The sequence below is a fragment of the Streptomyces sp. NPDC001709 genome (assembly GCF_053596375.1).
Genome location: NZ_JBSFGB010000011.1, coordinates 182,935 through 206,650 on the forward strand (window position 1 = coordinate 182,935; position 23,716 = coordinate 206,650).

Consider the following 23,716-nt stretch of genomic DNA (forward strand, 5'->3'; position numbering starts at 1 on the left):
AAACACACCCTCGGCGGACTCAGTGTGCGGCGCCGGGCGCAGCATCGGGAGCGATGTGCTGCGTACCGATCCGCTTGCGGAACACCCAGTAGGTCCAGCCCTGGTAGAGGAGCACCAGGGGCGTGGCGATGGCCGCCAGCCACGTCATGATCTTGAGGGTGTAGGGGCTCGACGAGGCGTTGGTGACCGTCAGGCTCCAGTCCCCGTTGAGTGTGGACGGCATGACATTCGGGAAGAGCGACAGGAAGATCATCACCACGGCGCCCACGATGGTGACGCCGGACAACGCGAACGCCCATCCCTCACGCCCGAACTGGTTGGCCACCAGGGCTCCCACCAGGGCGGCGACCGCCACGACGAGGGCTATCAAGCTCTTGCCGTCTCCGCTGTGGGCCTGCGTCCACAACAGGAAGGCGAGCGCCACGACGGCCGCACCGAGACCGACCCACAGAGCCAGCTTCCGCGCCCGTACCCGGATGTCCCCCACGGTCTTGAGCGCGGTGAAGACCGCTCCATGGAAGGTGAACAGCGTGAGCGTCACCAGTCCGCCGAGCAGGGCATAGGGGTTGAGCAGGTCCCAGACGCTGCCGACGTAGTCGAAGTGCTGGTCGATCTTCACGCCCCACACGATGTTCCCGAAGGCCACGCCCCACAGGAACGCCGGGACCAGCGAGGTCCAGAAGATCGCCGTCTCCCAGTTGCGCTGCCAGTTCTCCTCGGGCCGCTTCGCCCGGTACTCGAACGCGACACCCCGGACGATCAGGCAGACCAGGATGATCAGCAGCGGCAGGTAGAAGCCGGAGAAGAGGGTGGCGTACCACTCCGGGAACGCGGCGAAGGTCGCACCGCCGGCCGTGAGCAGCCACACCTCGTTGCCGTCCCAGACGGGCCCGATGGTGTTGATCAGCACCCGCCGCTCCGGCCGGTTGCGGGCCAGCAGCTTGGTGAGGATGCCGACTCCGAAGTCGAAGCCCTCCAGGAAGAAGTAGCCGGTCCACAGGACCGCGATCAGGACGAACCAGACGTCGTGAAGTTCCATGACTGTTCCCCCGGCCTAGTACGAGAAGGCCATCGGCTTGTCGGCGTCACGGGTGTCGCCGCCGATCTTCGTGGGCGGGTTGAGGTCGGCCTCGGTCAGCTCGGGCGGGCCGGCCTTGACGTACTTCGCCAGCAGCTTGACCTCGACCACGGCGAGGATCGCGTACAGCGAGGTGAAGACGATCATCGAGGTGAGGACCTCGGCCTGGGAGACGCCGGGGGAGACCGCGTGCCGGGTCTGCAGGACGCCGTAGACGACCCACGGCTGGCGGCCCATCTCGGTGAAGATCCAGCCCCAGGAGTTGGCGATCAGCGGGAAGGCCAGGGTCCAGGTCGCGATGCGCCAGTACCAGGGCGTGAGCTTCGGGCTCAGCGCCTCGTTCTTGAACAGCACCAGATGCGGCACCTCGTCCTCACCGACCCGCAGATGCTGCGGCAGCATGAACTTCTTGCGGGTCAGCCACAGTCCGGCCAGGCCGATGGCGAAGGAGGCCATGCCGAAGCCGATCATCCAGCGGAAGCCCCAGAAGGCGACGGGGATGTTGGGCCGGTAGTCGCCGGGGCCGAACTTCTGCTGCTCTGCCTTGTTGACGTCGTTGATGCCGGGGACGTACGAGGAGAAGTCGTCGTCGGCGAGGAAGGACAGCAGACCCGGGATCTCGATGGCCACGGTGTTGTGGCCCTTCTCCACATCGCCGTAGGCGAAGATCGAGAAGGGTGCCGGCTTCTGCCCGTCCCACAGCGCCTCGGCGGCCGCCATCTTCATCGGCTGCTGCTTGAACATGACCTTGCCGAGGGTGTCCCCGCTGATCGCGGTCAGCAGACCGGCGATGACGACGGTGACCAGCCCGAGCCGCAGCGACGTCTTCATCACGCGGATGTGCTTCTTGCGGGCCAGGTGGTAGGCGGCGATGCCCACCATGAAGGCACCACCGGTCAGGAAGGCCGCGGACAAGGTGTGGAAGGCCTGGCTGAGGGCGGTGTTCTGGGTGAGCACGGCCCAGAAGTCGGTCAGCTCGGCGCGACCCTTCGCCTTGTCGATCTTGTAGCCGACCGGGTGCTGCATCCAGGAGTTGGCCGCGAGGATGAAGTACGCCGACAGGATCGTGCCGATCGAGACCATCCAGATGCAGGCCAGATGGATCTTCTTGGGCAGCTTGTCCCAGCCGAAGATCCACAGGCCGATGAAGGTGGACTCGAAGAAGAACGCGATCAGCGCCTCGAAGGCGAGCGGGGCGCCGAAGATGTCACCGACGAAGCGCGAGTAGTCGGACCAGTTCATGCCGAACTGGAACTCCTGCACGATGCCCGTGACCACGCCCATGGCGATGTTGATCAGGAAGAGCTTGCCCCAGAACTTCGTCGCCCTGAGGTACTTCTCCTTCTCCGTGCGCACCCAGGCCGTCTGCAGCCCGGCCGTGAGGGCGGCCAGCGAGATGGTCAGCGGGACGAACAGGAAGTGGTAGACGGTGGTGATGCCGAACTGCCAGCGCGCCAGTGTCTCCGGCGCCAGAGCCAGGTCCACGTCGTCACTCTCCTTACTACGCCGTGGTACAGCGGCGGTTTGCCCTGTTTATCGCGCACATACAGGGCAATCGGGACGCGCTTGTGAACGCGTTCACATTCACAAGCCATTATGACTCACTGATTTTCGGCAACCAACGGGGGGTCCCCCCTTCGCCTCCGCGTCAAGGCCTTGGCAGCGACTTCAACATCTTGTTGAATTGCGCGCCATGCAGATACGTATTTCCTGGCCCGCGGGCAACATCACCGCGACCCTCGACGCAGACACAGCGACCGCACAGGCCCTGGCCAAGGCGCTGCCGCTCACCTCCAGCGCCTGTACATGGGGCGAGGAGGTCTATTTCGACACAGGTGTCTCTGTTTCACGTGAAACGGATGCCCGGCAGGTCGTGGAGCCGGGCACGGTGGCCTTCTGGACGGACGGCGACGCGCTCGCCCTCCCCTACGGCCCCACGCCGATCTCGCGAGGCGACGAGTGCCGCCTCGCGAGCCCGTGCAATGTCCTGGGGAGCCTGGACGGGGACGCCCGCGCTCTGGCGACCGTACGAAACGGCGACCCCATCCGGGTGGAACTGATCGACGAGTAGAACCCGCGCCGGACTACAGCTCCTTACGGAACCCTTCCGCCACCTTCAGGAAGATGTCGTTCGCCTCGGTCTCTCCGACCGTCACCCGCACACCCTCGCCCGGGAACGGCCGGATCACCACCCCGTGCTGCTCACAGGCCTGAGCGAACGCAACCGTGCGCTCCCCCAACCGCAGCCAGACGAAGTTCGCCTGCGTCTCCGGCACCGTCCAGCCCTGCGCGCGCAGCGCGTCGACCACGCGCGTGCGCTCGCACACCAGCGAGCCGACCCGGCCGAGCAACTCGTCCTCGGCCCGCAGCGAAGCGATCGCCGCTTCCTGCGCGAGCTGGCTGACCCCGAAGGGCACAGCCGTCTTGCGCAGCGCCGCCGCCACCGGGTCATGGGCGATCGCGAAACCGACACGCAGCCCGGCGAGCCCGTAGGCCTTGGAGAAGGTGCGCAGGACGCAGACATTGGGCCGCTTCCGGTACAGCTCGACGCCGTCGGGCACCTCGGGGTCGCGGATGAACTCGCGGTAGGCCTCGTCCAGCACCACCAGCACATCGCCGGGCACCCGGTCCAGGAACCGCTCCAGCTCGGCCCGCCGCACCACCGTGCCGGTCGGGTTGTTGGGGTTGCAGACGAAGATCAGACGGGTCCGGTCGGTGATCGCGTCCGCCATCGCGTCCAGGTCGTGCACATCGCCGGGCGTGAGCGGCACCTGCACCGACCGGGCGCCGCTGATCTGCGTGATGATCGGGTACGCCTCGAAGGAACGCCAGGCGTAGATCACCTCGTCGCCGGGACCGCTGGTGGCCTGGATGAGCTGCTGGGCGACGCCCACCGAGCCCGTACCGGTGGCCAGATGCGAGAGCGGGACGCCGAAGCGCTCCGACAGCTCGTCCATCAGCCCGGCGCAGGCCATGTCGGGGTAGCGGTTGAAGTTGGCGGCGGTCGCCGTCACGGTCTCCATCACACCGGGCAGCGGCGGGTAGGGGTTCTCATTGGAGGACAGCTTGTAGGCGACCGGCCCGCCGGTCACGGCGGGCTTGCCCGGCTTGTAGGTGGGGATACCCTCCAGCTCGGCGCGCAGCTTGGGGCTCGTCTCGCTCACCACAGTCCTCCTCGCGATCACCGGCGGACCGTCGACGCCGCCGGCTTCCAATACTCCTCACCTTATGAGGATTCGGCCCCGGTGCGTACAGGTCGCGAACCTGCAATACGTGAGCCGCATCCGCCCCGAGCGCCATCACGGGCATCGCCATACGAAGGCGTACGTATCAGGGGGCGCGCCATACATATATCTATGCGCCGGTGGCTCGCGCCGTGGCGCGCATCCCCCGTGCAGGTGAGTTGAGACCTCTTCGAGACATGGGGCACTTGGCAGGTCCATACGCGTTGACAAGTCAGGTCCTGCCGCAGAATCGTTCAACTTCCTTTCTTTCCAAGGCAGTTGATGCCTCGTGACCATGCAGAAACGTGCCTGTCAACGCGTGCATATGCGTCCGCACTACCCCACCACATGAGCCCTACTATCGGCTCGCCATGACAGCAGCAGGGAAGCACCAGGTGAGCCGCGCGGAAACCTCACGTCGAGGCAGCCGGCCGGGCCGGGCGGGCATCAGAGACGTGGCCGCCGCCGCCGGAGTCTCCATCACGACCGTCTCCGACGCCCTCAACGGCAAGGGCCGGCTCCCGGACGCCACCCGCCGCCATGTCCGCGAGGTCGCCGACCGGCTGGGATACCGCCCCTCGGCCGCCGCCCGCACCCTCCGTACCGGCAAGTCGGGCCTGATCGGTCTGACCGTGACGACGTACGGGGATGAACCTTTCACCTTCACGGAGTTCGCGTACTTCGCCGAGATGGCACGGGCCGCCACCTCGGCCGCGCTCGCCCGCGGCTACGCCCTCGTCATCCTGCCCGCCACCTCCCGACACGACGTGTGGTCCAACGTCGCCCTCGATGGCACCGTTGTCATCGACCCCTCCGACCAGGACCCCGTGGTGACCGAACTGGTCCGGCAGGGACTGCCCGTCGTCTCCGACGGCCGCCCGGCCGGCTCACTGCCGGTCACCGCATGGGTCGACAACGACCACGAGGCCGCCGTACTCGGCATCCTCGACCACCTCGCCGACGCCGGCGCCCGCCGTATCGGCTTGCTCACGGGCACGACCACGGACACCTACACCCACCTGTCCACCACCGCCTACCTGCGCTGGTGCGAGCGGGTCGGCCAGGACCCGGTCTACGAGGCCTACCCGGCGCACGACCCGTGCGCGGGCGCCGTCGCCGCCGACCGGCTGCTGGCCCGGCCCGACCGGCCCGACGCGGTCTACGGCCTGTTCGACCCCAACGGCACCGACCTGCTGGCCGCCGCCCGCCGCTACGGGCTCCGCGTCCCCGACGACCTGCTGCTGGTGTGCTGCAGCGAGTCCATGGTCTACGCCAGCACCGAGCCGCCCATCACCACGCTCTCCCTGAAGCCCCGCCGTATCGGCACCGCGGTGGTGCAGCTCCTCATCGACGCCATCGAGGGCGTGGAGTCGGACCAGCCGGTCGAGCAGGTGATACCGACCGAGCTGATCGTGCGCACCTCCTCCCAGCGGCGCTCGCCGCGCACGACGGTCAGCCCGCCGCGGACGCCGGACGAGAAATAGCGGGACGAGGAACAGCGGGACGAGGAACAGCAGGACGATCAAGAGCGCGGTCGGGAAACAGCGCGGACGGAAAGCAGCGCCGAAAGCGGGGCGCTCACCCCGCACCCGCGCCGGCCGATGGAGCGCGCGCGGCGGGCCGGCGACCGTCGGCCGGGTGGCTCCGGTCGGCGCAGGGTCGGCCGAACACCTGCCCAAACGGGGCGAAAGCCGCAGTGAACTGGAGTCTTGTTCCGATTCACCACCCCTGGGTCATCACACGGCGCGACGCGCATTCCTATGATGGGCCCACGACACCGTGGACCGCTGCGACCAGGCAGTCCGAAGCGGTGCAGATGCGGCGCGATGGTGGAGGGGTCTGATGACTCAGGGGGCCGGTCAGGGACCCGAAGTGGAGCGGACGGCGACGCTGCGCGACTTCCGGGTACCTGCGTACGTCCACGAGACCGGTCCGTACGTCCAGGCCGCCCCCCGGGGCGACACCGCGCCGCCCGCCGAAGAGGCGTACCCCGACGGCTACACACCCACGCAGCGCGACCTTCCGGTCATCACCCGCACCGAGACGGTCCAGGTCCGCGTCGAACCGGCACCCGCGGCCCCGGCGCCGCAGCCCACTACCGGCCCCGGACCGCTGTTCGTCGTCGGAGACGTCCACGGATACCTCGACGAACTGGTGACCGCCCTGCAGGAACAGGGGCTGATCGACGCCTCGGGCCAGTGGTGCGCGGGCACTGCCCGGTTGTGGTTCCTCGGCGACTTCACCGACCGCGGGCCCGACGGCATCGGCGTCATCGACCTGGTGATGCGGCTGTCCGCCGAGGCCGCCGCGGCGGGCGGTTACTGCAAGGCCCTCATGGGCAACCACGAGCTGCTGCTGCTCGGCGCCAAGCGGTTCGGCGACACCCCCGTCAACTCCGGTGCGGGCACTGCCACCTTCCAGGCGGCCTGGCTGCTCAACGGCGGTCAGAAGACCGACATGGACCGCCTCCAGGACCACCATCTGCAGTGGATGGCCCGGCTCGACGCCGTCGAGGAGGTCGACGGCTATCTGCTCGTGCACTCGGACACCACCGCCTACCTCGACTACGGCGACTCCATCGAGGCGGTCAACGACACCGTCCGCGAGACCCTCACCCGCAACGACGCGGACGAGTGCTGGGATCTGTTCCGCAAGTTCACCAAGCGCTTCTCCTTCCGCGACGAGGGCGGCGCCGACGCCGTGCGCTCCCTCCTCGATACGTATGGCGGCACCCGCATCGTTCACGGCCACAGCCCGATTCCCTACCTCCTCGGCGAGGTCGGCTCCGAGGACGGCGAGGAGGGCTCCGGCCCGGCCGTCGAGGGACCGCACGTCTACGCCGACGGCCTCGCCATCGCGATGGACGGCGGGGTGACCATGGCCGGAAAGCTACTGGTCCGACAGCTCCCCCTGACTACCTGACCGTTCCGGGGGCAGGCGCCCCCCGACGGAGTACACACCGGCCGGAGGGCAATTTCCGGCAACCCCTGTCACCGTGCGCCGTCACGGCTCTACCATCGGCTTATCCGTAGCAGGCTCCCCTCCGTTTCTGCCCGACGGCTCGCCGGCGTGCGAGCCCCAAGCCCTACGGAGCATCGGGGGATGCACATGAACAGCGTTCCGCAGCACCTGCAGAGCGAGGACCGCCAGGAATTCGAGCGGCTCCTCGATGAGGCGCTGCGCTCCGCGCCACACCGGCCGGAACTGGCCGCTGTCGGACAGCGGCTCAATCCCGAACAACTGCGCACCATGGCGCTCAACGCCAGCGCCCTGATCACGGCCGCCGCCGCGGCCGAATACCAGCACTATGTGAAGGTCCGCCAGGAACTGCGTCAGCCGGCGATGACCCCTTCGGCCACCGGTGGCTCCGGTCCCGTGGACCAGAGTCCGGCCACGCCCGGGCTCGACACCACCTTCGGCGAGGCGGACGAGAACACCGGCGCGGGCGCCGTGGCGGTCATCGCCGTCCTCGCTCCCGTCCTCTCCGGAACCGCCGCAGCGATATTCCTGCTCGTCGGCTACATCCTGAAGACCCTGAGCCCAGGACAGGCCTTCGCCCAGACCATGCTCACCGCCGGCTGGGTGTTCGGTGCGGTGACCGCGGCCACGATCCTCCTCGCCGCCGTCGGACTGCTCCTCACCGCGCTGCGCAACGGCAGCTCGCCCCAGGCCCAGGCGCTGGACGCGGCGCACCGGGAACTGGACAGCGCCAGGGAGGCCTGGCGGGACGCCCTGCTGCAGCGCGGCATCCTGCCGTTCCTGACGGAGGCGCTCGCCGAGCCCGGGGCTGCCGCCCTGCGCCACACGACCCCGCCCACCCCGCGCGGCCGTATGCCCCGCCTGGGATACGACCGCCCCGGATTCAGCAGCCCCGACGACGGCACCGAGCCCGGCCGCCCGAGTTTCACCAGCCCGGACTACACAAGCCCGGACTTCGGCGGCCCGGAGCACCAGCCCGAGTAACCCCGCATCAACACCTGAACAGCCCCGACTCGCGCCGCTGATCACCATGGGGCCCGACCGGGCGGCGGGCCGAGCGGCCAACCGGTGTGGCGCAACCACCCCGGTCAGCCGCCATCCCGCCGTTTCGACCGCACCGGCCGCCTCTGCGGACGTGCTGGCGCGGCCGGTTCATCGCGTCCGTCTCAGTCGGCGATCGGCAGGTACACCCTGTTCCCGCTCGCCGCGAACTCCTTCGACTTCTGGGCCATACCCTCCTCGATCTCGGCCCGGCTGCCGCCGTGTTCGCGGCGGATGTCCTGCGAGATCTTCATGCTGCAGAACTTCGGCCCGCACATGGAGCAGAAGTGGGCCGTCTTGGCGGGCTCGGCCGGCAGGGTCTCGTCGTGGAACTCCCGCGCTGTGTCCGGGTCCAGAGCCAGGTTGAACTGGTCCTCCCACCGGAATTCGAAGCGGGCGTCGGACAGTGCGTCGTCCCACTCCTGGGCGCCCGGGTGCCCCTTGGCGAGGTCGGCCGCGTGCGCGGCGATCTTGTAGGTGATGACGCCGGTCTTGACGTCGTCCCGGTTGGGCAGGCCCAGGTGCTCCTTGGGCGTGACGTAGCAGAGCATCGCCGTGCCCCACCAGGCGATCATCGCGGCGCCGATACCGGAGGTGATGTGGTCGTACGCCGGCGCGATGTCCGTGGTCAGCGGGCCGAGCGTATAGAACGGAGCTTCATCGCAGATCTCCTGCTGGAGGTCGATGTTTTCCTTGATCTTGTGCATCGGGACGTGACCGGGGCCCTCGATCATCGTCTGCACATTGAAACGCTTGGCGATCCGGTTGAGTTCCCCAAGAGTTCGCAATTCCGCGAACTGTGCCTCGTCGTTGGCGTCCGCGATGGAACCCGGCCTGAGGCCGTCGCCCAGCGAGTACGTGACGTCGTAGGCGGCGAGAATCTCGCACAGTTCCTCGAAGTTCTCGTACAGGAACGACTCCCTGTGGTGCGCCAGGCACCACGCGGCCATGATCGAGCCGCCGCGCGAGACGATGCCCGTCTTGCGGTTGGCGGTAAGCGGCACGTACGGCAGCCGGACGCCCGCGTGGACCGTCATGTAGTCCACGCCCTGTTCGGCCTGCTCGATGACCGTGTCCTTGTAGATCTCCCAGGTCAGTTCCTCGGCCCTGCCGTCGACCTTCTCCAGGGCCTGGTAGAGCGGCACTGTGCCGATGGGGACGGGGGAGTTCCGCAGCACCCACTCGCGGGTCGTGTGGATGTTGCGGCCGGTGGACAGGTCCATGACCGTGTCGGCACCCCACCGGGTCGCCCAGGTCATCTTCTCCACCTCCTCCTCGATGGAGGAGGTCACCGCGGAGTTGCCGATGTTGGCGTTGACCTTCACCAGGAACCGCTTGCCGATGATCATCGGCTCGATCTCCGGGTGGTTGACGTTGGCCGGCAGCACGGCCCGGCCTGCCGCGATCTCCTCGCGGACCACCTCGGGAGAGACGTTCTCCCGGATGGCCACGTACTCCATCTCCGGGGTGATCTCGCCCCGGCGGGCGTACGCGAGCTGCGTGACCGCCTCACCGCTGCGGCCCCGGCGCGGCTGGCGCGGCCGTCCGGGGAAGACGGCGTCCAGGTTGCGCAGTCCGCCGCGCGGCGAGGTGTGCTTGAGCCCGTCGTCCTCGGGGCGGACGGGACGGCCCGCGTACTCCTCGGTGTCGCCACGGGCGATGATCCAGTTCTCCCGCAACGGGGGCAGGCCCCTGCGGACATCTGTGTCGACGAGTGGATCGGTGTACGGGCCCGACGTGTCGTACAGCGTGACCGACTGCCCGTTGGTGAGGTGCACCTGACGGACCGGCACGCGCAGGTCGGGGCGCGAACCCTCGACGTACGCCTTGTGCCAGCCGATGGACTTCCCGGCCTCCTGGGACTTGTCGTCCTGAACGGAGGCAGGCGTGCGTGCGTCCTTGTTGGTCATGAGACCTACTCCCTACGCCGGCATTACCCGGTAACAGGTTCGGCGGTCGACGCAGCGGTTTCCGTCTGTCGACGTTTCCCGCGGAACATTGACTGTTCCACGTGAAACATCGCGTGTACGGAGGTCAGCGCCCTCTCAGCCCGGTGCTCCGAGCTCCCGCGTGTGCAAAGGTGCCTCCACGCTAGCGTCATATGTGGCGCGGTGAACAGTGGGCCCCCTTCCGTTCTTGCGATGATCAGGCGGTGACCAGGTTGGAGCAGTACCCGTATCGGCCGCCCGAGCCGCGCCATGGAGCCGGCGCGGGGCAGGACGGCGGCTACGGCCACGAGAGCCGTACGACCGGCAGCAGCCGCCCCGGCGGGGACGACGGCCGCGGTCACGGCGAGGGGCATGCGCATGAGCGCGGGCCCGAGCATGGGCATGAGCACGAGCCCGAGCGTGCGCATGGGCACGGGCATAGCCACGGGCCCGCCGCCCCCGTCTCCAAGCACCTCCGCAAGGTCATCGCCGCGATCCTGGTCCCGTTCGCCGCGGCGGTCGTCGTCGGCATGGTGGTGCTGTGGCCCGGGGGAGCCCCGCACCACAAGCGCACCGGCGTCGGCTTCGACCGGGAGACGCAGCAGGCAACGGTCACCAGGGTCGTCGAGGTCAGCTGCAAGTCCGTGAACGCCTCCGGCGACACCCCGACCGGCGACACCTCCACCGCCGAGGGCACCTCGGCGGAACAGGAGTCGAAAGGGACCTGCAAGAAGGCGACCGTCCGGGTCGACACCGGCAAGGACAAGGGCCGTACGTTCACCGAGATCGTGCAGCCGGACCAGACCCGGCAGCTGCACCAGGACGAGAAGGTGGTGGCCGCCTACGAGCCCTCGGCACCGAAGGACCTGCAGTATTCGGTGACCGACGTGAACCGGAAGTTTCCCATGACGCTGCTCGCGGGGATCTTCGCGCTCGCCGTCGTGGTGGTGGGCAGGCTGCGCGGTGTCATGGCGCTGGTCGCCCTGGCCGTGAGCTTCCTGGTGCTGACGCTGTTCATCCTGCCCGCGATCCTCCAGGGTTCGAACCCGCTGCTCGTGGCGGTGGTCGGGTCGAGTGCCATCATGCTGATCGCCCTGTACATGTGTCACGGTCTGTCGGCCCGCACATCGGTGGCGGTGCTCGGCACCCTGATCTCGCTGTCACTGATCGGCGTGCTCGGCTCCCTGTTCATCGGCTGGGCCGCGCTGACCGGCAACACGGACGACAACACCGGCCTGATCCACGGCCTGTATCCGTCGATCGACACGAGCGGCCTGCTGCTGGCGGGCGTCATCATCGGCTCGCTAGGCGTCCTGGACGACGTGACCGTGACGCAGACGTCGGCCGTCTGGGAGCTGCACGAGGCCAATCCGTCGATGGGCTGGCGCGGGCTGTACCGGGCGGGCATCCGCATCGGCCGCGACCACATCGCGTCCGTGGTCAACACCCTCGTCCTCGCCTACGCCGGTGCCGCGCTGCCGCTGCTGCTGCTGTTCTCTATCGCGCAGAGCAGTGTCGGGACCGTGGCCAACAGCGAGCTGGTGGCCGAGGAGATCGTGCGCACGCTGGTGGGCTCGATCGGTCTGGTCGCCTCGGTCCCGGTCACCACCGCACTCGCCGCCCTCGTGGTCTCGGCCGACCGCCCCGGCCCGGAAACCCCGGGACCGGCCAGAACACAGCCCGTACCGGCACGCGGCGGGCGGGGGCGACGCCGGAAGCGGTAAGCCCGGCCGGTGCCGGACAGGGCGGGCCCGGCCGAAGCCGCCGACGCCGGACACGGCGGGCCCGGCCGAGACCGCCGACGCCTCCTCGGGTGTGCGGCCGGGCGCGGTCATCTGGGCCGGGGTGGTGCGAGACGCGGTCGGCCCGCCAGGGTCAGACAGCGGCACGGGGAATCGGCCGACTCGGTTGCCGGACGCGGCGAATCGGCCGGCTGGGATGCCGGACACGACGTCGGCCGACACGGATGCCGACACGGCGAATCGACCGAAGGCGAACCCCGGGCTCCGGATGGTCCCGCACAGAAGACTTCGCCCCCGGACCCTCACATCCCACGCAGAAGCGTTCCTGCGCACTTCCACGCGGCACGGCGGAGCGCCCGGCGCCCCATGCCGTAACGCTTCAGCCGGCGCTCTGCTCCTCGGCCAGGATGCGGTCCAGGGCCTCGTTCAGATGAGCGTCGAAGTCGGCCAGCGCGCCCTCCTGACCGAGCGGCACGAGCTTGTCCGTACGGTCCAGGAAGGCCACGAGCGGCGGTGTGGAGGAGCGGAACAGGGCCTGGTCGCTGCCGACCTGAAGCCTGATCAGCACCTCGCCCAGCACCTCGGAATCGGCGGGGGCGATACGCACATCCCCTTCGCCGCACGGCCGGCCGACCCCGTCGATCAGCAGCTCGCGCCCGAACGCCCAGGTGACCGGGGCATCGCCGGGCAGATGGAAGGTGAGCCGGACGGCATAGGGATCACTGGTCTCGTAGCGCAACTCCACCGGGATGCGGAAGGAGAGCTCCTCCGACACGAGAAAGCTCATCATGACTTCTGCCTGTACGGACTCGCGCATCGCCTACCCCGTCATATGACGTCGACTGGCCGGGAGTGATCCCTCTAACGGTGGTCAAATCTTGCTGAACGTACACGGGAGATCACAAGGAGTAAGTTTTCAGATACTGATAGAGAGGGTGAGCGTTCCCAGGTGCCGCCCGATCTCGGTCTGCAGCCGATGGGCGGCGGGCAACAGCCGGTCGGCCTGGTGGACGGGCAGCGACATGGCCATCGTGGCCACGGTGGTGCCCACCGTGATCGGGACCGCCGCGCAGACGGTCCCGAGCGCGTACTCCTGGCGCTCCACCACCGGCTCCATGCGCGGCATCCGGGCCAGCCGCCGCAACAGGGCGTCATTGTCACGCACGGTGTACGGCGTGAGCGACTGCACGGGATAGCGGGCGAGATGGTCGCGGCGGGCGTCCTCGTCCAGTTGGGAGAGCAGGCACTGCCCGATGGCGTGCGCATGACCGGTCTCGCGGAAGTCGGCCCACTCCTCGACGGCCGGTGCCTCGGGGGAGTCGGAGACGCACATGACCTCGATCTCACCGTCCCGGTACATCGCGTAGTACACCGGCACACCAATGGAGTCGCGCCAGTGCGCGAGTGTGTCCGCCACCGCGCTGCGACGTTTCTGCTGCGCCCCGCTGCTGCCCAGCCGTTCGGCCGCGTCACCGAGGAAGAACAACCCCTTCTCACGGCGCAGATAGCCCTCGTGCACCAGGGTGCGCAGCAGGTGATAAGTCGTCGGGAGCGCGAGGCCGGTCTCGCGGGCCAGTTGTTTGGCGGGGGCGCCGTAGGTGTGCGCGGCTACGGTCTCCAGCAGGCGCATGGCGCGCTGGACGGATCCGATGAGCGTCGTACCGGCCGACGGGCCGGGGGAATCGGCGGGGTGCGGTGGGCCGCAAGCGTCGATCCGGCGGGGTGGCTCGGGGGCGCCGGTGGGGTGCGGTTGTTCGGGGACCGCGACGGTCGGCGGCCGCTGGGTGGGGGGTGCGCAGGAGCGCGGTGCGGTGGGGGGTGCGTGGGGTTCTGCCGGTGCGGTGTCAGCCGTGGCCAAGGATCACTCCCGGAGCGCGAGGGGCAGCCCGTGCGGAGGAAGAGCACGGAGGGGATCTGCGCCGCCCACGGGGCCGGGCCCCGCGGGAGTTCCGGACTCTAACCCTCCGCCACCGCGCGCAGACGGCCCCACGGGGAAACTTCCCTCCCCCGAGGGAAACCGGTGATCGCCTTGCCGGGAACGGCTGACGCCGTTGCCTGTCACCGGTCCCCGTGAGCCGTCACCAGTCGCTGCGTGACGAGGAGTTCGACATGAACTTGCGAACGATGTAGATGAGTCCGCCGACCAGGGCGACGAAAACCAGTGCCTTGAACAGCAGGCCGATCACAATGGTGAGCACGGTCGCTATCAGGCCGCCGAACACGACCAGGGCGATGATCGGCACCGCGACCCACTTCACCCACCACGGCAGTCCCGTGAAGATCTCTCGCATCGCCCTCGTCCTTTGCGTTCTCGTACGGCTGTGTTCTCGTACGGCGTTGATGTCCTGCACTCGATGCTAGGGCCGGCAGGGGGTCCCGCGGGGGCCTCGCGTCCCTTGTCCTCCCCTGACCCGTCCCCTAGGGAACCCCGAGGCCCGGTCTCACGCCTCGGGCGGAGAGAACACGACCAGAACCCTCAGGTCCTCGCTGATGTGGTGGAACTTGTGGGCGACCCCGGCCGGCACGTACACCACGCTGCCGCGCGCCACCTCGGTCGTCTCCAGCCCCACCGTGATCGACGCCCGGCCGCTCACGACGAAGTACACCTCGTCCTGGCTGTGCGGCTTCTGCGGGTCGTGCTCGCCCGCGTTGAGGGCGTACAGGCCGACGGACATGTTCCGTTCCCGCAGGAACTGAAGGTAGGCCCCCTCGTTGGCGGCACGCTCCGCCTCCAGTTCGTCCAGCCGGAATGCCTTCATCGCCGCTGTCGCCCTCGTCTCACTGCTCGGTTCCGATCGGGTCTGCCACGATCAGACACATGAAGAATTTCGTAGTCAAGACAATCGCCAACGCGGGCGCCCTGGCGGTCGCCGTGTGGCTGCTGGACAAGATCACTCTTACCGGTGACAGCACGGCGAAGAAGGCCGGCACGCTCATCGTCGTCGCGCTGGTCTTCGGCCTGGTGAACTGGCTGGTCAAGCCGATCGTTAAGGTGCTCACCTTCCCGCTGTTCATCCTGACCCTGGGCCTGATCACCCTGGTCGTGAACGCGCTGATGCTGCTGCTGACGTCCTGGGTGTGCGGCAAGCTCGACCTGAGCTTCCACGTACAGGGCTTCTGGACGGCCGTCGTAGGCGGCCTTATCGTCTCCGTCGTCTCCTGGGCGCTGCACGTCGTCCTGCCCGACGAGGACTGAGCGCACCATGACCTACCGCGTCTGCTTCGTGTGCACCGGCAACATCTGCCGCTCCCCGATGGCCGAATCGGTCTTCCGCGCGCGTGTGGCGGAGGCCGGCCTCGAGGACCGGGTGGAGGTCGGCAGTGCGGGCACCGGCGGCTGGCACGAGGGCGAGCCCGCCGACCCGCGAACCGTCTCGGTCCTCGAGGAGCACGGTTACGGCAGCGATCACATAGCCCGCCAGTTCCAGCCCTCGTGGTTCTCCCGCCTCGATCTCGTGATCGCCCTCGACACCGGTCATCTCAAGGCGCTGCGCCGTCTCGCGCCCACCGAGGAGGATGCCCGCAAGGTCCGGCTCCTGCGCTCCTACGACCCCGCTGCCTCTGACGACCTCGAAGTGCCGGATCCGTACTACGGACGCCGGGACGGCTTCGAGGAATGCCTTGAGATGGTGGAGGCGGCGAGCACCGGCCTGCTCGCCGCCGTACGCGAGGACCTGGAGGGACGGGCCGCATGAGCGACGCCAGCAAGGACGAGGGTCGTACCGGCGACGGCACGCGCGCGGTGCGCGCCGGACTGCCCGAGCCGGTCAAGCACGAGCCGACCCTGCCCGGACCGGTGTTCGCGGCGCACTTCCACCTCCCCGGCGAGGTGACGGGCCCGTACTCGTACGGCCGGGACGACAACCCGACCTGGACACTGCTGGAACGAGCCATCGGCGAGCTGGAAGCGCCCGGCCGGGACGACGTCGAGACGCTGGTCTTCGCCTCCGGCATGGCGGCGATCTCCGCCGTGCTGTTCTCCCAGCTGCGCGCCGGAGACGCGGTCGTGCTGCCCTCCGACGGCTACCAGGTGCTGCCGCTGGTCCGCGCCCAGCTGGAGGCGTACGGCATCGAGGTGCGCACCGCCCCCACCGGCGGCGACGCCCAGCTGGAGGTCCTCGACGGCGCCCGGCTGCTGTGGATCGAGTCCCCGTCCAACCCGGGGCTGGACGTGTGCGACATCCGGCGGCTGGTGGCTGCGGCTCACGCGCAGGGCACCCTGGTGGCCGTCGACAACACCCTCGCCACCCCGCTCGGGCAGCGCCCCCTGGAGCTGGGCGCGGACTTCGCCGTGGCCAGCGGCACCAAGCAGCTCACCGGCCACGGCGATCTGCTCCTCGGCTATGTCACCGGCCGGGACGCGGAGGCGATGGCCGCCGTCCGGCGCTGGCGCAAGATCGTGGGGGCGATCTCCGGGCCCATGGAGGCCTGGCTCGCGCACCGGTCCATCGCCACGCTCCAGCTGCGCGTCGACCGGCAGAACGCCACGGCCCTCGCGGTCGCCGAGGCCCTGAAGCAGCGGCCGGAGGTGTCCGACCTGCGCTATCCCGGACTGCCCGACGACCCCTCGCACAAGATCGCCTCGCAGCAGATGCGCCGTTACGGCTGCGTGGTCTCCTTCACACTGCCCACGCGCGCGCGTGCCGAGCGTTTCCTCGAGGCCCTGCGCCTGGTGGAGGACGCGACGAGCTTCGGCGGAGTGCGTTCCACGGCCGAGCGTCGCCGCCGCTGGGGCGGGGACGCGGTTGCGGAGGGCTTCATCCGGATGTCCGTGGGCGCCGAGGACCCCGAGGACCTGGTCGCCGACCTGCTGCGGGCCCTGGACGAGTCCGCCGAGTGAACCTTTGCCCGTCCGCTCGCTGACGGCGCACGACGGTCCGAGCCTCCCCCCTCGTGGCTCGGACCGTCTTCGGTTCCGCGCGCGAAGAACCGCGCGAACAAGGCTAGTTGACTCTGTGTCAGTGTCCAATCACGCTAGCGACAGAGACCTATCGACTTATTTATAGTTGGGGCCTGCCTGGGGGGCCGAAGGAGGGCAGGGATAGGGGAGGGCACGACATGGACCTGGCCTTGCTGCGCACCTTCGTCACTGTGCACCGGGCCGGCTCCTTCACCCGCGCCGCCGCCCTGCTCGGCCTCTCCCAGCCCGCCGTCACCTCACAGATCCGCACGCTGGAACGGCAGCTCGGCAGACCTCTCTTCCTCCGTCAGGCGCGCGGGGTGACCCCGACGACCATCGGCGACGAACTCGCGCACAAGGCCGCTCCCCATCTCGACGCCCTGGTGGAGATAGCCGAGAGCGGCCTGGACGACGACTCCTCGCTACGGACCCTGCACCTCGCAGGGCCGCCCGAGTTCACCGCCGAGCGCGCCCTGCCCGCCCTGACCGAGCTGACCGGCGACGACGGCCAGGGATTCGCGCTCCGCGCTTCCTTCGGCACGGCGGAGGAAGCACTGGAGGGGCTGGCCTCCGGACACCATGATCTGGCCATCAGCACGGCCCGTCCGCGCGGCGCTCTGCTCACCGCGACTCCGCTCTGCGACGAGGAACACGTGCTGGTCGCCGCTCCTCGCTGGGTGGAGCGGATCGGCGCGAAGGCACTGCGCCTGAAGGGGGCGCCCGCGCTGGAGAATCTCCCCGTCGTCGAGGTCCATGAGTCGCTGCCCTTCGTCGCGCGTTACTGGGCCTCCGTCTTCGACTCCCGTCCGGCCGCGTCGGGCACGGTGATCGTCCCGGATCTACGGGCGGTGCTCGCCTGCACGATCGCGGGAGCCGGACTCGCCGTGCTGCCCCGCTATCTGTGCGCCACCGCCCTCGACGACGGCACGCTCGCGGCTCTGCACGACCCGGCGGTGCCGCCGCTGCGCACCTACTTCCTGGTGGTCCGCACCGGCACCCTAGCCATGCCCCATATAGCGCGGGCCCACGAATGGCTCCAGCAGGCGGCTACGGCCTGGTGCTGAGGCCATCCGGCACCGCATGCACGCACGGCGGTCGCACGGTGACGACTTGCGATGTTTCACGTGGAACCAGCCGGGCCACATTTCTCCCATGACCGTCCGACCCGTGGTCAAGCGCACCGCCCGTGCCGTTCTTCTGGACGGCGACGACCTGATCCTGATCAAGCGCACCAAGCCCGGCGTCGATCCCTACTGGGTCACTCCCGGTGGCGGGGTCGAGCCCGGGGACCCGACTGTCGTGGACGCCCTGCACCGGGAGGTGTCCGAGGAACTCGGCGCCAAGATCACCGATGTGGTGCCCTGCTTCGTGGACACCGTCGAGCACATCGGCGAGGACGGCGGGGCGACCGGCGTCAAGGTGCAGCACTTCTTCGTCTGCCGGCTCGAATCCATGGACCCGGCTCTGCGCCACGGCCCCGAAGTGGACGAGCCGGCCGGTGAGTACGAAATCGTCCGCGTCCCCTTCACCCGCGTCGGCATCGCCTCCGTCCACCTGGTCCCGCTGTCGCTGCGCCACTATCTGGACGGCAACATCGAGGGAGTGCGCGCCATGCACGCTCCCGACCTTGGTTAGCGCGCTCAGGCGCCGGTGACGAGCAGTTCCTCCACCGCGTCGTGCCGTATGCGGCTCGACGGGATGCCGATGTCCCGGAGCGTGTCGATGCTGCTGCGGATCATCCCGGGCGGGCCGGAGAGATAAGCGTCGTACTCGTTCCAGGGACCGTAGTCGCGGAGGGCGTCGGGGAGCTGGAGGTGGGCCTGCTGGTCGATGACCGCCCGGACCGACAGCCAGGGGTAGCTCTGCTGGAGCCGGAGCATGGTGTCGATGTCGTAGAGGTCGTGATCGGTGCGGGCGCCGTAGAAGACCTCGATGGGCCGGCGTGCTCCGCGCTCGGCGACGTCCTCGACCAGGGCCTTGATGGGCGCTATGCCGGTGCCGCCGCCCAGGCAGAGCAACCCGCTGTCGGACGTGTGGTCGACGGTCATGGACCCGGTCGGCGGCCCGAGGCGCAGGACGTCTCCGGGCCGGGCGCGGTGCACCAGCGCATTGGAGACCCAGCCGGCCGGTACGGCCTTCACATGGAACGTCAGCAGACCGTCCGAGCGGGGCGCGGAGGCGAAGGAGTAGTGCCGCCACACCCGCGGCCACCAGGGTGTCTCCATGCTCGTGTACTGGCCGGCGAGGAAGGGATAGGGCTGGTCCGGGCGGATCGTGAGGATCGCGACGTCGGGGGTTCTGAGGTCGTGCGTGACGATCTCGGCGTGCCACCAGGCCGGGGACCGCAGTTCGTCCGCGGCCGCGGCGTCGATCATGACCTGGGAGATCGTCGTGTACGCGCGTACCCAGGCGGCCTCGGTCTCCGGGTCCCAGACGGTGGCGGCGTACCTGCTCAGCGCGCCGATCAGGCATTCCCCGACGGCCGGATAGTGCTCGGCGCGCGTCCCGTACTTGCGGTGTCCACGTCCGAGGTTTTGCAGGTAGTCGACGAGAACCGGGGTGTTGTCCATGTGCTCGGCCGCGGTGAGCAAGGCCTTCAGCAGGCGGTCCCGCTGGGTGTCCATCGCGGGCGGGAACAGCGCGCGCAGCTCGGGATGGCGGACGAACAGCAGCGCATAGAAGTAGGAGGTGACCTTGTCCGCTATCGGGCCTATCTCGGCCATCGTGCGGCGTATGAGGATGGCGTCCGGAGACCCCTCCTCGACGGCCGACGCCGCCCGTTGAGCCGGTACGCGCTGTGGGTCCGGCGCGTCCATCGGCTGCGGGGTGGATGGGTGCCCGGGTCGGTCCGCCGGCTTGAAGGCGGGTGCGTGAGACGGCTGCGGGGCGGGTGCGTCCGCGGGAAGCAGGGTGCGTGCGTCCGCCGGAGGCGAGGTGGGGGCGTTCGCCGGGAGCGGGCCCTCGTGCGTCTTCTGGTCGGCATCTGACGGCGGGGCGGGTGGCGCCTTGCGCGGCGTGAACCAGCCACCCCCGCCCGATATGCCGTTCTCCCCCGACGTGGTGGTCGGAGCGTCCATGATGTGCCCTCGCCTCGAACGTCTTTCGGTCGGTCTGCGCACCTTCCCCCGGAAGGCGCATGCTTTCCCCCGGCGGGCGCCAGCCGTAGCACTCTCCGCAGCTTGCCATCCCGATCGGATGTCGCGGTCGCGTACTCGGAAACGCGGGTTTCGTGTTCTCCGTCCCGTTAGGCTGCTTGCCCTGCTCTAGGCCCGCACGGGATATGTGCACTCCATCCCGGACGTGAACCGGACTCGACCCTACCGGCCGTCGCCGTGCACACAAGTCCCCCGTCGCTTCCTCACGAATCGGGCAAGGGTGCGAATCATGAGGTCCATTCAACTACCGGGCAGGACGAACCAATTCATAGGCATCCCACAGATCCCGTCCCGAGTAGGAGTGCGTCGCGAGTCCGGCCAGGTGAGCGTCCGCATTGACCGCCACCGAAACCGGTACGGCAGCAAACAACTCCTTGTCCGATGAGGAGTCGCCGTAGGCCACACAGCCCGCCCTGGCCACGCCGAACTCCTCGCAGAGTCGATCCGCGACGGTCACCTTGGCCTCGGCGCTGAGCACTCCGGACGGATCGACGGGTTCGGCGAACGGGACGGCCGGGAAGCGGGATCCATGGGCCGCATGAACACCCCAGTCGAGAAGGCGTTCCACGAAGAAGGACGGCGAGAGCGACACCACCGCGCAGTAGTCGCCCGCGTTTCTGATCTCTGCCCAGACCTCACGAATGCGGGCAAGCCAGGGAGCCGATTCGAATGCGGCGGTGACATGCGCCTCGGTCAGGTCGGCCCACAGGTCGTACACCTGCGTCGCGTACTCCGGCGGGCCGATGCGCCCCTCGGCGATAGCCCGGTCCAGTGCCACGGTCTCCGCTTCCAGCCCCAATTGACGGGAAATCTCCACCGGTGCCGTACTGCCATGCAGCAGCGTGCCGTCGAGATCAAAGAGATGAAGTCTCGCCATGGCCCCCGAGGCTAACCGGCAGTCGATGTTTCACGTGAAACACTTCCTGCTGTTCCACCTGCTGTGCATATGGCTACGGCATGGCCAAAAGCACGTGTGTCTGTCTCGAAACGGGTGGACGCCAGGGGTGCCGGTCGGACAGCCTGACCTGCGTGTCGACTCCTTCCCTCGCCGCTCTGCCCATCCGTCGTCTGACGCTTCGCGATCTCTCCGCCTGCGCCGACTTGTCCGAGGACCGGGGGTGGCCCCGCGAAGAACACAAGTGGGGGTTCCTTCTCGCGGCCGGAAAGGGCTTCGGTATCGACGACCCACAGGGCGGTCTTGTCGCCGCGTGCGTCGTCACGGAGTACGGCTCGTGGAACCGCATGGATCTCGGCGCGATCGGCATGGTTCTGGTGGCCGAACGTCATGCCCGCCAGGGCGTCGGGCGCCGCTTGATGCGCCATGTCGTGTCGACCATGGGGACCACTCCGCTCACCCTGCACGCCACACCCAACGGCCGTCCTCTGTACGAGGAACTGGGGTTCAAGGTGACGGGTCGGGCGGAGATGCTGACGGGCCGCTTCGCTCCCGGCGGGCCGGAATCCGGTGTGGTCACGCGCGCCGCCACTGCCGAGGACCTTCCCGCGATCCTGCGTCTCGACGAGGAGGTCTTCGGCGCCGACCGCACTCCCCTGATCACCCGGCTGCCCGCCTTCGCCGACCAGGTGCGGGTGGCCGAGGAGGACGGCCGGATCATCGGCTACACGGCCGCGTGGCCCAATATGGACACCCATGTCATCGGTCCGCTGATCGCGCGGGACACGGAGACCGCCCAGGCTCTCATCACCTCGCTGGCGGCCCATACCGACCGCCCACTGCGCACCGACATCGACGTGCGTCATGAGGAGCTGCTGACCTGGGCGAAGGCCCGGGGGCTCGCCTCTGTGGCCTTCAACGCCGTGATGACGTACGGCATCACGGACCTCCCGGGGGACTGGACCCGGCGGTTCGCACCGCTGACCGTGGCCGCGGGCTGAGCTGTCGTACGACGAACGCCGGCCCCGTCGCATCATGCGGCGGGGCCGGTGTCCTTACGGGGGCGTGGGTCAGGCGAGCGCCTGCACGGCCGCTGTGGCGAAGCCGTGGTCCTGCTCCGGCGCACCGCCACCGACGCCGATGGCGCCGATCAGCCGACCGTCCCGGTGGACGGGCACACCGCCCGCGAGGAATAGCAGGGGCCGGTCGAGCGCCGTGGGCAGCGTGTGTAGGAGACCGCCCGGCTGGACGGCGTCGACCAGGTCGGCGGTGGGGGTGTTCAGCTGGAGGGCCGTGTAGGCCTTGCGCGTGCTGGTCTCGCCGGAGATCAGCACGGCCCGGTCGTCCCGGCGGAAGGCGAGCAGATGACCGCCCGCGTCCAGAACGGTGACGCTGACGGTGACCCCGGCGTTCTCGGCCGCGCGGCGGGCCGTGGCGACGAGCAGTTCGGCGTCCTCGATGGACAGCGGGGCGACGGCGGTGGTGCTCATGGAGGTTTCTCCTCGGGTGTTACTGAGATCTCGGTTGTTACGGGGGGTCAGTGGTGGACCGGGGTCTGCTGCCCGGCGGGCGTCCCGGAGGCGACCACGGTGCTGCGGGCGCTGTCGCGGCGCTCCAGCGCCGCCGAGAGGACGGCGAGGACCAGGGCTGCTGCGGCGAGGGCGGCACCAACCCAGTTGGGGGCCGTGTAACCGAAGCCGGCCGCGATCACGATGCCGCCGAGCCAGGCGGACAGCGCGTTGCCCAGGTTGAAGGCGCCGATGTTCACGGCCGAAGCGAGCGTCGGTGCACCGTGCGCCTGGTCGAGGACGCGCTTCTGCAGCGGCGGTACGGTCGCGAAGCCCAGGGCGCCGATCAGGGTGATGGTGACAGCCGCCGCGATCTTGTTGTGGGCGGTGAGCGTGAAGAGGGCCAGGACGAGGGCCAGGGCGCCCAGGGAGGCGTACAGCATCGGCATCAGGGCGCGGTCGGCGAACTTACCGCCGACGAGGTTGCCGCCGACCATGCCGAGGCCGAACAGGACCAGCAGCCAGGTGACCGAGCCGTCGGCGAAACCGGCGACGTGGGTCATCATCGGCGCGATGTAGGTGATGGCCGCGAAGACGCCGCCGAAGCCGAGGACGGTCATCGCCATGGCGAGCAGGACCTGGGCATTCTTGAAGGCGGCCAGCTCGTGCCGCAGCTGCACACCTTCGGGCCTCGGCATCTCGGGCACCAGCTTGGCGACGCCGGCGAGACCGGCGACCCCGAGGGCCGCGACGATGCCGAAGGTGACGCGCCAGCCGACGTGCTGGCCGATGAGCGTGCCCAGCGGCACACCGATGACATTGGCGACGGTCAGGCCGGTGAACATCATGGCGATGGCACCGGCCTTCTTGTGGGGCGCCACCAGATCGGCCGCGACGACCGAGCCGATGCCGAAGAAGGCACCGTGCGCGAGCGAGGCGACCACACGCCCGATCAGCATGATCGCGAAGGCGGGGGCCACTGCGGAGAGCAGGTTTCCGGCGATGAAGAGGCCCATCAGCAGCATCAGCATCCGCTTGCGCGAAACCTTGGTGCCGAGCACGGTCATCAGCGGGGCGCCTATGACCACGCCGAGCGCGTAGCCCGTCACGAGCAGGCCCGCCGTGGGGATGGAGACCCCGAAATCGCCCGCCACCTGGGGCAGCAGGCCCATGATCACGAACTCGGTCGTTCCGATTCCGAAGGCCCCGATCGCGAGGGCTAGGAGCGCGAGAGGCATGGAGGGATACACCTTCCCAGACGATTGC

At 69.0% G+C, this 23,716-nt stretch carries 23 protein-coding genes; 11 read left to right on the forward strand and 12 right to left on the reverse strand.

What is annotated here, in order from left to right; translation table 11 throughout:
- Nucleotides 1–19: 19 nt before the first annotated feature.
- The gene (gene cydB, locus ACWC0C_RS18805) at nucleotides 20–1,039 is read right to left on the reverse strand and encodes a cytochrome d ubiquinol oxidase subunit II (RefSeq protein WP_450864906.1); all 1,020 of its coding nucleotides are present in this window, start codon (nucleotides 1,037–1,039) and stop codon (nucleotides 20–22) included.
- 15 nt (nucleotides 1,040–1,054) lie between these two features.
- Nucleotides 1,055–2,563 (reverse strand): cytochrome ubiquinol oxidase subunit I, encoded by a 1,509-nt coding sequence (locus ACWC0C_RS18810; protein WP_449195064.1) that lies wholly within the window; start codon nucleotides 2,561–2,563, stop codon nucleotides 1,055–1,057.
- Nucleotides 2,564–2,771: 208 nt separating this feature from the next.
- Here ACWC0C_RS18810 and ACWC0C_RS18815 point away from each other — a divergent pair, with 208 nt between their 5' ends.
- Nucleotides 2,772–3,149: a cyclophilin-like fold protein gene (locus ACWC0C_RS18815; protein ID WP_449195063.1), complete on the forward strand. Its 378-nt coding sequence runs from the start codon at nucleotides 2,772–2,774 to the stop codon at nucleotides 3,147–3,149.
- A gap of 13 nt (nucleotides 3,150–3,162) precedes the next feature.
- Here ACWC0C_RS18815 and hisC read toward each other — a convergent pair whose 3' ends face one another.
- Nucleotides 3,163–4,242: a histidinol-phosphate transaminase gene (hisC, locus tag ACWC0C_RS18820; protein ID WP_450864907.1), complete on the reverse strand. Its 1,080-nt coding sequence runs from the start codon at nucleotides 4,240–4,242 to the stop codon at nucleotides 3,163–3,165.
- 431 nt (nucleotides 4,243–4,673) lie between these two features.
- Between hisC and ACWC0C_RS18825 the strand changes: the two genes are divergently transcribed.
- The 3 genes from ACWC0C_RS18825 (at nucleotide 4,674) to ACWC0C_RS18835 (ending at nucleotide 8,265) form a co-directional block, all read left to right on the forward strand.
- Entirely contained in the window at nucleotides 4,674–5,786 is a 1,113-nt protein-coding gene (locus ACWC0C_RS18825) for a LacI family DNA-binding transcriptional regulator (protein ID WP_449195061.1), read from the forward strand.
- Between the two features lie 358 nt (nucleotides 5,787–6,144).
- On the forward strand, nucleotides 6,145–7,224 hold the full coding sequence (locus ACWC0C_RS18830; protein ID WP_449195060.1) for a metallophosphoesterase: 1,080 nt from the start codon (nucleotides 6,145–6,147) through the stop codon (nucleotides 7,222–7,224).
- Nucleotides 7,225–7,404: 180 nt separating this feature from the next.
- Nucleotides 7,405–8,265 carry a hypothetical protein gene (locus ACWC0C_RS18835; protein WP_449195059.1) on the forward strand — a complete coding sequence of 287 codons (861 nt, stop codon included), beginning with the start codon at nucleotides 7,405–7,407 and terminating at the stop codon, nucleotides 8,263–8,265.
- 182 nt (nucleotides 8,266–8,447) lie between these two features.
- Here ACWC0C_RS18835 and thiC read toward each other — a convergent pair whose 3' ends face one another.
- Nucleotides 8,448–10,232: a phosphomethylpyrimidine synthase ThiC gene (gene thiC / locus ACWC0C_RS18840; protein ID WP_449195058.1), complete on the reverse strand. Its 1,785-nt coding sequence runs from the start codon at nucleotides 10,230–10,232 to the stop codon at nucleotides 8,448–8,450.
- A 251-nt stretch (nucleotides 10,233–10,483) separates the two neighbouring features.
- Between thiC and ACWC0C_RS18845 the strand changes: the two genes are divergently transcribed.
- Nucleotides 10,484–11,974, forward strand: a complete 1,491-nt coding sequence (locus ACWC0C_RS18845) for a YibE/F family protein (protein WP_450864932.1) — start codon at nucleotides 10,484–10,486, stop codon at nucleotides 11,972–11,974.
- Between the two features lie 397 nt (nucleotides 11,975–12,371).
- Here ACWC0C_RS18845 and ACWC0C_RS18850 read toward each other — a convergent pair whose 3' ends face one another.
- The 4 genes from ACWC0C_RS18850 to ACWC0C_RS18865 form a co-directional block, all read right to left on the reverse strand.
- Entirely contained in the window at nucleotides 12,372–12,809 is a 438-nt protein-coding gene (locus ACWC0C_RS18850; RefSeq protein ID WP_449195057.1) for an SsgA family sporulation/cell division regulator, read from the reverse strand.
- A gap of 99 nt (nucleotides 12,810–12,908) precedes the next feature.
- Nucleotides 12,909–13,850, reverse strand: a complete 942-nt coding sequence (locus ACWC0C_RS18855) for a helix-turn-helix domain-containing protein (RefSeq protein WP_450864908.1) — start codon at nucleotides 13,848–13,850, stop codon at nucleotides 12,909–12,911.
- Between the two features lie 220 nt (nucleotides 13,851–14,070).
- Nucleotides 14,071–14,283 (reverse strand): DUF5326 family protein, encoded by a 213-nt coding sequence (locus ACWC0C_RS18860; protein ID WP_449195055.1) that lies wholly within the window; start codon nucleotides 14,281–14,283, stop codon nucleotides 14,071–14,073.
- Nucleotides 14,284–14,433: 150 nt separating this feature from the next.
- Complete coding sequence (locus ACWC0C_RS18865; protein ID WP_031164408.1) at nucleotides 14,434–14,751, reverse strand: cupin domain-containing protein; 318 nt, start codon at nucleotides 14,749–14,751, stop codon at nucleotides 14,434–14,436.
- Between the two features lie 59 nt (nucleotides 14,752–14,810).
- Between ACWC0C_RS18865 and ACWC0C_RS18870 the strand changes: the two genes are divergently transcribed.
- The 5 genes from ACWC0C_RS18870 to ACWC0C_RS18890 all read left to right on the forward strand — a co-directional run bounded on the left by ACWC0C_RS18870 (nucleotide 14,811) and on the right by ACWC0C_RS18890 (nucleotide 18,527).
- A complete protein-coding gene (locus ACWC0C_RS18870) occupies nucleotides 14,811–15,188 on the forward strand; it encodes a phage holin family protein (RefSeq protein WP_365176286.1) in 378 nt (125 codons plus the stop codon).
- Nucleotides 15,189–15,195: 7 nt separating this feature from the next.
- Nucleotides 15,196–15,687: a low molecular weight protein-tyrosine-phosphatase gene (locus ACWC0C_RS18875; RefSeq protein ID WP_449195054.1), complete on the forward strand. Its 492-nt coding sequence runs from the start codon at nucleotides 15,196–15,198 to the stop codon at nucleotides 15,685–15,687.
- Nucleotides 15,684–16,832, forward strand: a complete 1,149-nt coding sequence (locus tag ACWC0C_RS18880; RefSeq protein WP_449195053.1) for a cystathionine gamma-lyase — start codon at nucleotides 15,684–15,686, stop codon at nucleotides 16,830–16,832. Before ACWC0C_RS18875 ends, ACWC0C_RS18880 begins: the two co-directional genes overlap by 4 nt.
- 218 nt (nucleotides 16,833–17,050) lie before the next feature.
- Nucleotides 17,051–17,956, forward strand: a complete 906-nt coding sequence (locus ACWC0C_RS18885) for a LysR family transcriptional regulator (RefSeq protein ID WP_449195052.1) — start codon at nucleotides 17,051–17,053, stop codon at nucleotides 17,954–17,956.
- Nucleotides 17,957–18,044: 88 nt separating this feature from the next.
- Complete coding sequence (locus tag ACWC0C_RS18890) at nucleotides 18,045–18,527, forward strand: NUDIX domain-containing protein (protein WP_076089889.1); 483 nt, start codon at nucleotides 18,045–18,047, stop codon at nucleotides 18,525–18,527.
- Nucleotides 18,528–18,532: 5 nt separating this feature from the next.
- Here the strand turns inward: ACWC0C_RS18890 and ACWC0C_RS18895 are convergent, their stop codons facing one another.
- Both ACWC0C_RS18895 and ACWC0C_RS18900 read right to left on the reverse strand, forming a co-directional pair.
- Complete coding sequence (locus tag ACWC0C_RS18895; protein ID WP_450864909.1) at nucleotides 18,533–19,969, reverse strand: globin domain-containing protein; 1,437 nt, start codon at nucleotides 19,967–19,969, stop codon at nucleotides 18,533–18,535.
- Between the two features lie 322 nt (nucleotides 19,970–20,291).
- Nucleotides 20,292–20,924 carry an HAD family hydrolase gene (locus tag ACWC0C_RS18900; RefSeq protein ID WP_450864910.1) on the reverse strand — a complete coding sequence of 211 codons (633 nt, stop codon included), beginning with the start codon at nucleotides 20,922–20,924 and terminating at the stop codon, nucleotides 20,292–20,294.
- 152 nt (nucleotides 20,925–21,076) lie between these two features.
- Between ACWC0C_RS18900 and ACWC0C_RS18905 the strand changes: the two genes are divergently transcribed.
- Entirely contained in the window at nucleotides 21,077–21,943 is an 867-nt protein-coding gene (locus ACWC0C_RS18905; RefSeq protein ID WP_450864911.1) for a GNAT family N-acetyltransferase, read from the forward strand.
- Nucleotides 21,944–22,012: 69 nt separating this feature from the next.
- Here the strand turns inward: ACWC0C_RS18905 and ACWC0C_RS18910 are convergent, their stop codons facing one another.
- The gene (locus ACWC0C_RS18910; protein ID WP_449195047.1) at nucleotides 22,013–22,432 is read right to left on the reverse strand and encodes a GlcG/HbpS family heme-binding protein; all 420 of its coding nucleotides are present in this window, start codon (nucleotides 22,430–22,432) and stop codon (nucleotides 22,013–22,015) included.
- 47 nt (nucleotides 22,433–22,479) lie between these two features.
- The gene (locus ACWC0C_RS18915; RefSeq protein ID WP_450864912.1) at nucleotides 22,480–23,688 is read right to left on the reverse strand and encodes an MFS transporter; all 1,209 of its coding nucleotides are present in this window, start codon (nucleotides 23,686–23,688) and stop codon (nucleotides 22,480–22,482) included.
- Nucleotides 23,689–23,716 lie beyond the last annotated feature (28 nt).

What these genes read in the sequence shown, in the direction of transcription:
- ACWC0C_RS18830 (WP_449195060.1), top strand. Translation starts at nt 6,145, where the DNA reads ATGACTCAGGGGGCCGGTCAGGGACCCGAAGTGGAGCGGACGGCGACG.
- ACWC0C_RS18915 (WP_450864912.1), bottom strand. Translation starts at nt 23,688, where the DNA reads ATGCCTCTCGCGCTCCTAGCCCTCGCGATCGGGGCCTTCGGAATCGGA.
- ACWC0C_RS18850 (WP_449195057.1), bottom strand. Translation starts at nt 12,809, where the DNA reads ATGCGCGAGTCCGTACAGGCAGAAGTCATGATGAGCTTTCTCGTGTCG.
- ACWC0C_RS18890 (WP_076089889.1), top strand. Translation starts at nt 18,045, where the DNA reads ATGACCGTCCGACCCGTGGTCAAGCGCACCGCCCGTGCCGTTCTTCTG.
- ACWC0C_RS18910 (WP_449195047.1), bottom strand. Translation starts at nt 22,432, where the DNA reads ATGAGCACCACCGCCGTCGCCCCGCTGTCCATCGAGGACGCCGAACTG.
- ACWC0C_RS18885 (WP_449195052.1), top strand. Translation starts at nt 17,051, where the DNA reads ATGGACCTGGCCTTGCTGCGCACCTTCGTCACTGTGCACCGGGCCGGC.
- ACWC0C_RS18815 (WP_449195063.1), top strand. Translation starts at nt 2,772, where the DNA reads ATGCAGATACGTATTTCCTGGCCCGCGGGCAACATCACCGCGACCCTC.
- ACWC0C_RS18835 (WP_449195059.1), top strand. Translation starts at nt 7,405, where the DNA reads ATGCACATGAACAGCGTTCCGCAGCACCTGCAGAGCGAGGACCGCCAG.
- ACWC0C_RS18875 (WP_449195054.1), top strand. Translation starts at nt 15,196, where the DNA reads ATGACCTACCGCGTCTGCTTCGTGTGCACCGGCAACATCTGCCGCTCC.
- ACWC0C_RS18825 (WP_449195061.1), top strand. Translation starts at nt 4,674, where the DNA reads ATGACAGCAGCAGGGAAGCACCAGGTGAGCCGCGCGGAAACCTCACGT.
- thiC (WP_449195058.1), bottom strand. Translation starts at nt 10,232, where the DNA reads ATGACCAACAAGGACGCACGCACGCCTGCCTCCGTTCAGGACGACAAG.
- ACWC0C_RS18895 (WP_450864909.1), bottom strand. Translation starts at nt 19,969, where the DNA reads ATGGACGCTCCGACCACCACGTCGGGGGAGAACGGCATATCGGGCGGG.
- ACWC0C_RS18870 (WP_365176286.1), top strand. Translation starts at nt 14,811, where the DNA reads ATGAAGAATTTCGTAGTCAAGACAATCGCCAACGCGGGCGCCCTGGCG.
- ACWC0C_RS18865 (WP_031164408.1), bottom strand. Translation starts at nt 14,751, where the DNA reads ATGAAGGCATTCCGGCTGGACGAACTGGAGGCGGAGCGTGCCGCCAAC.
- ACWC0C_RS18880 (WP_449195053.1), top strand. Translation starts at nt 15,684, where the DNA reads ATGAGCGACGCCAGCAAGGACGAGGGTCGTACCGGCGACGGCACGCGC.
- ACWC0C_RS18900 (WP_450864910.1), bottom strand. Translation starts at nt 20,924, where the DNA reads ATGGCGAGACTTCATCTCTTTGATCTCGACGGCACGCTGCTGCATGGC.
- cydB (WP_450864906.1), bottom strand. Translation starts at nt 1,039, where the DNA reads ATGGAACTTCACGACGTCTGGTTCGTCCTGATCGCGGTCCTGTGGACC.
- ACWC0C_RS18860 (WP_449195055.1), bottom strand. Translation starts at nt 14,283, where the DNA reads ATGCGAGAGATCTTCACGGGACTGCCGTGGTGGGTGAAGTGGGTCGCG.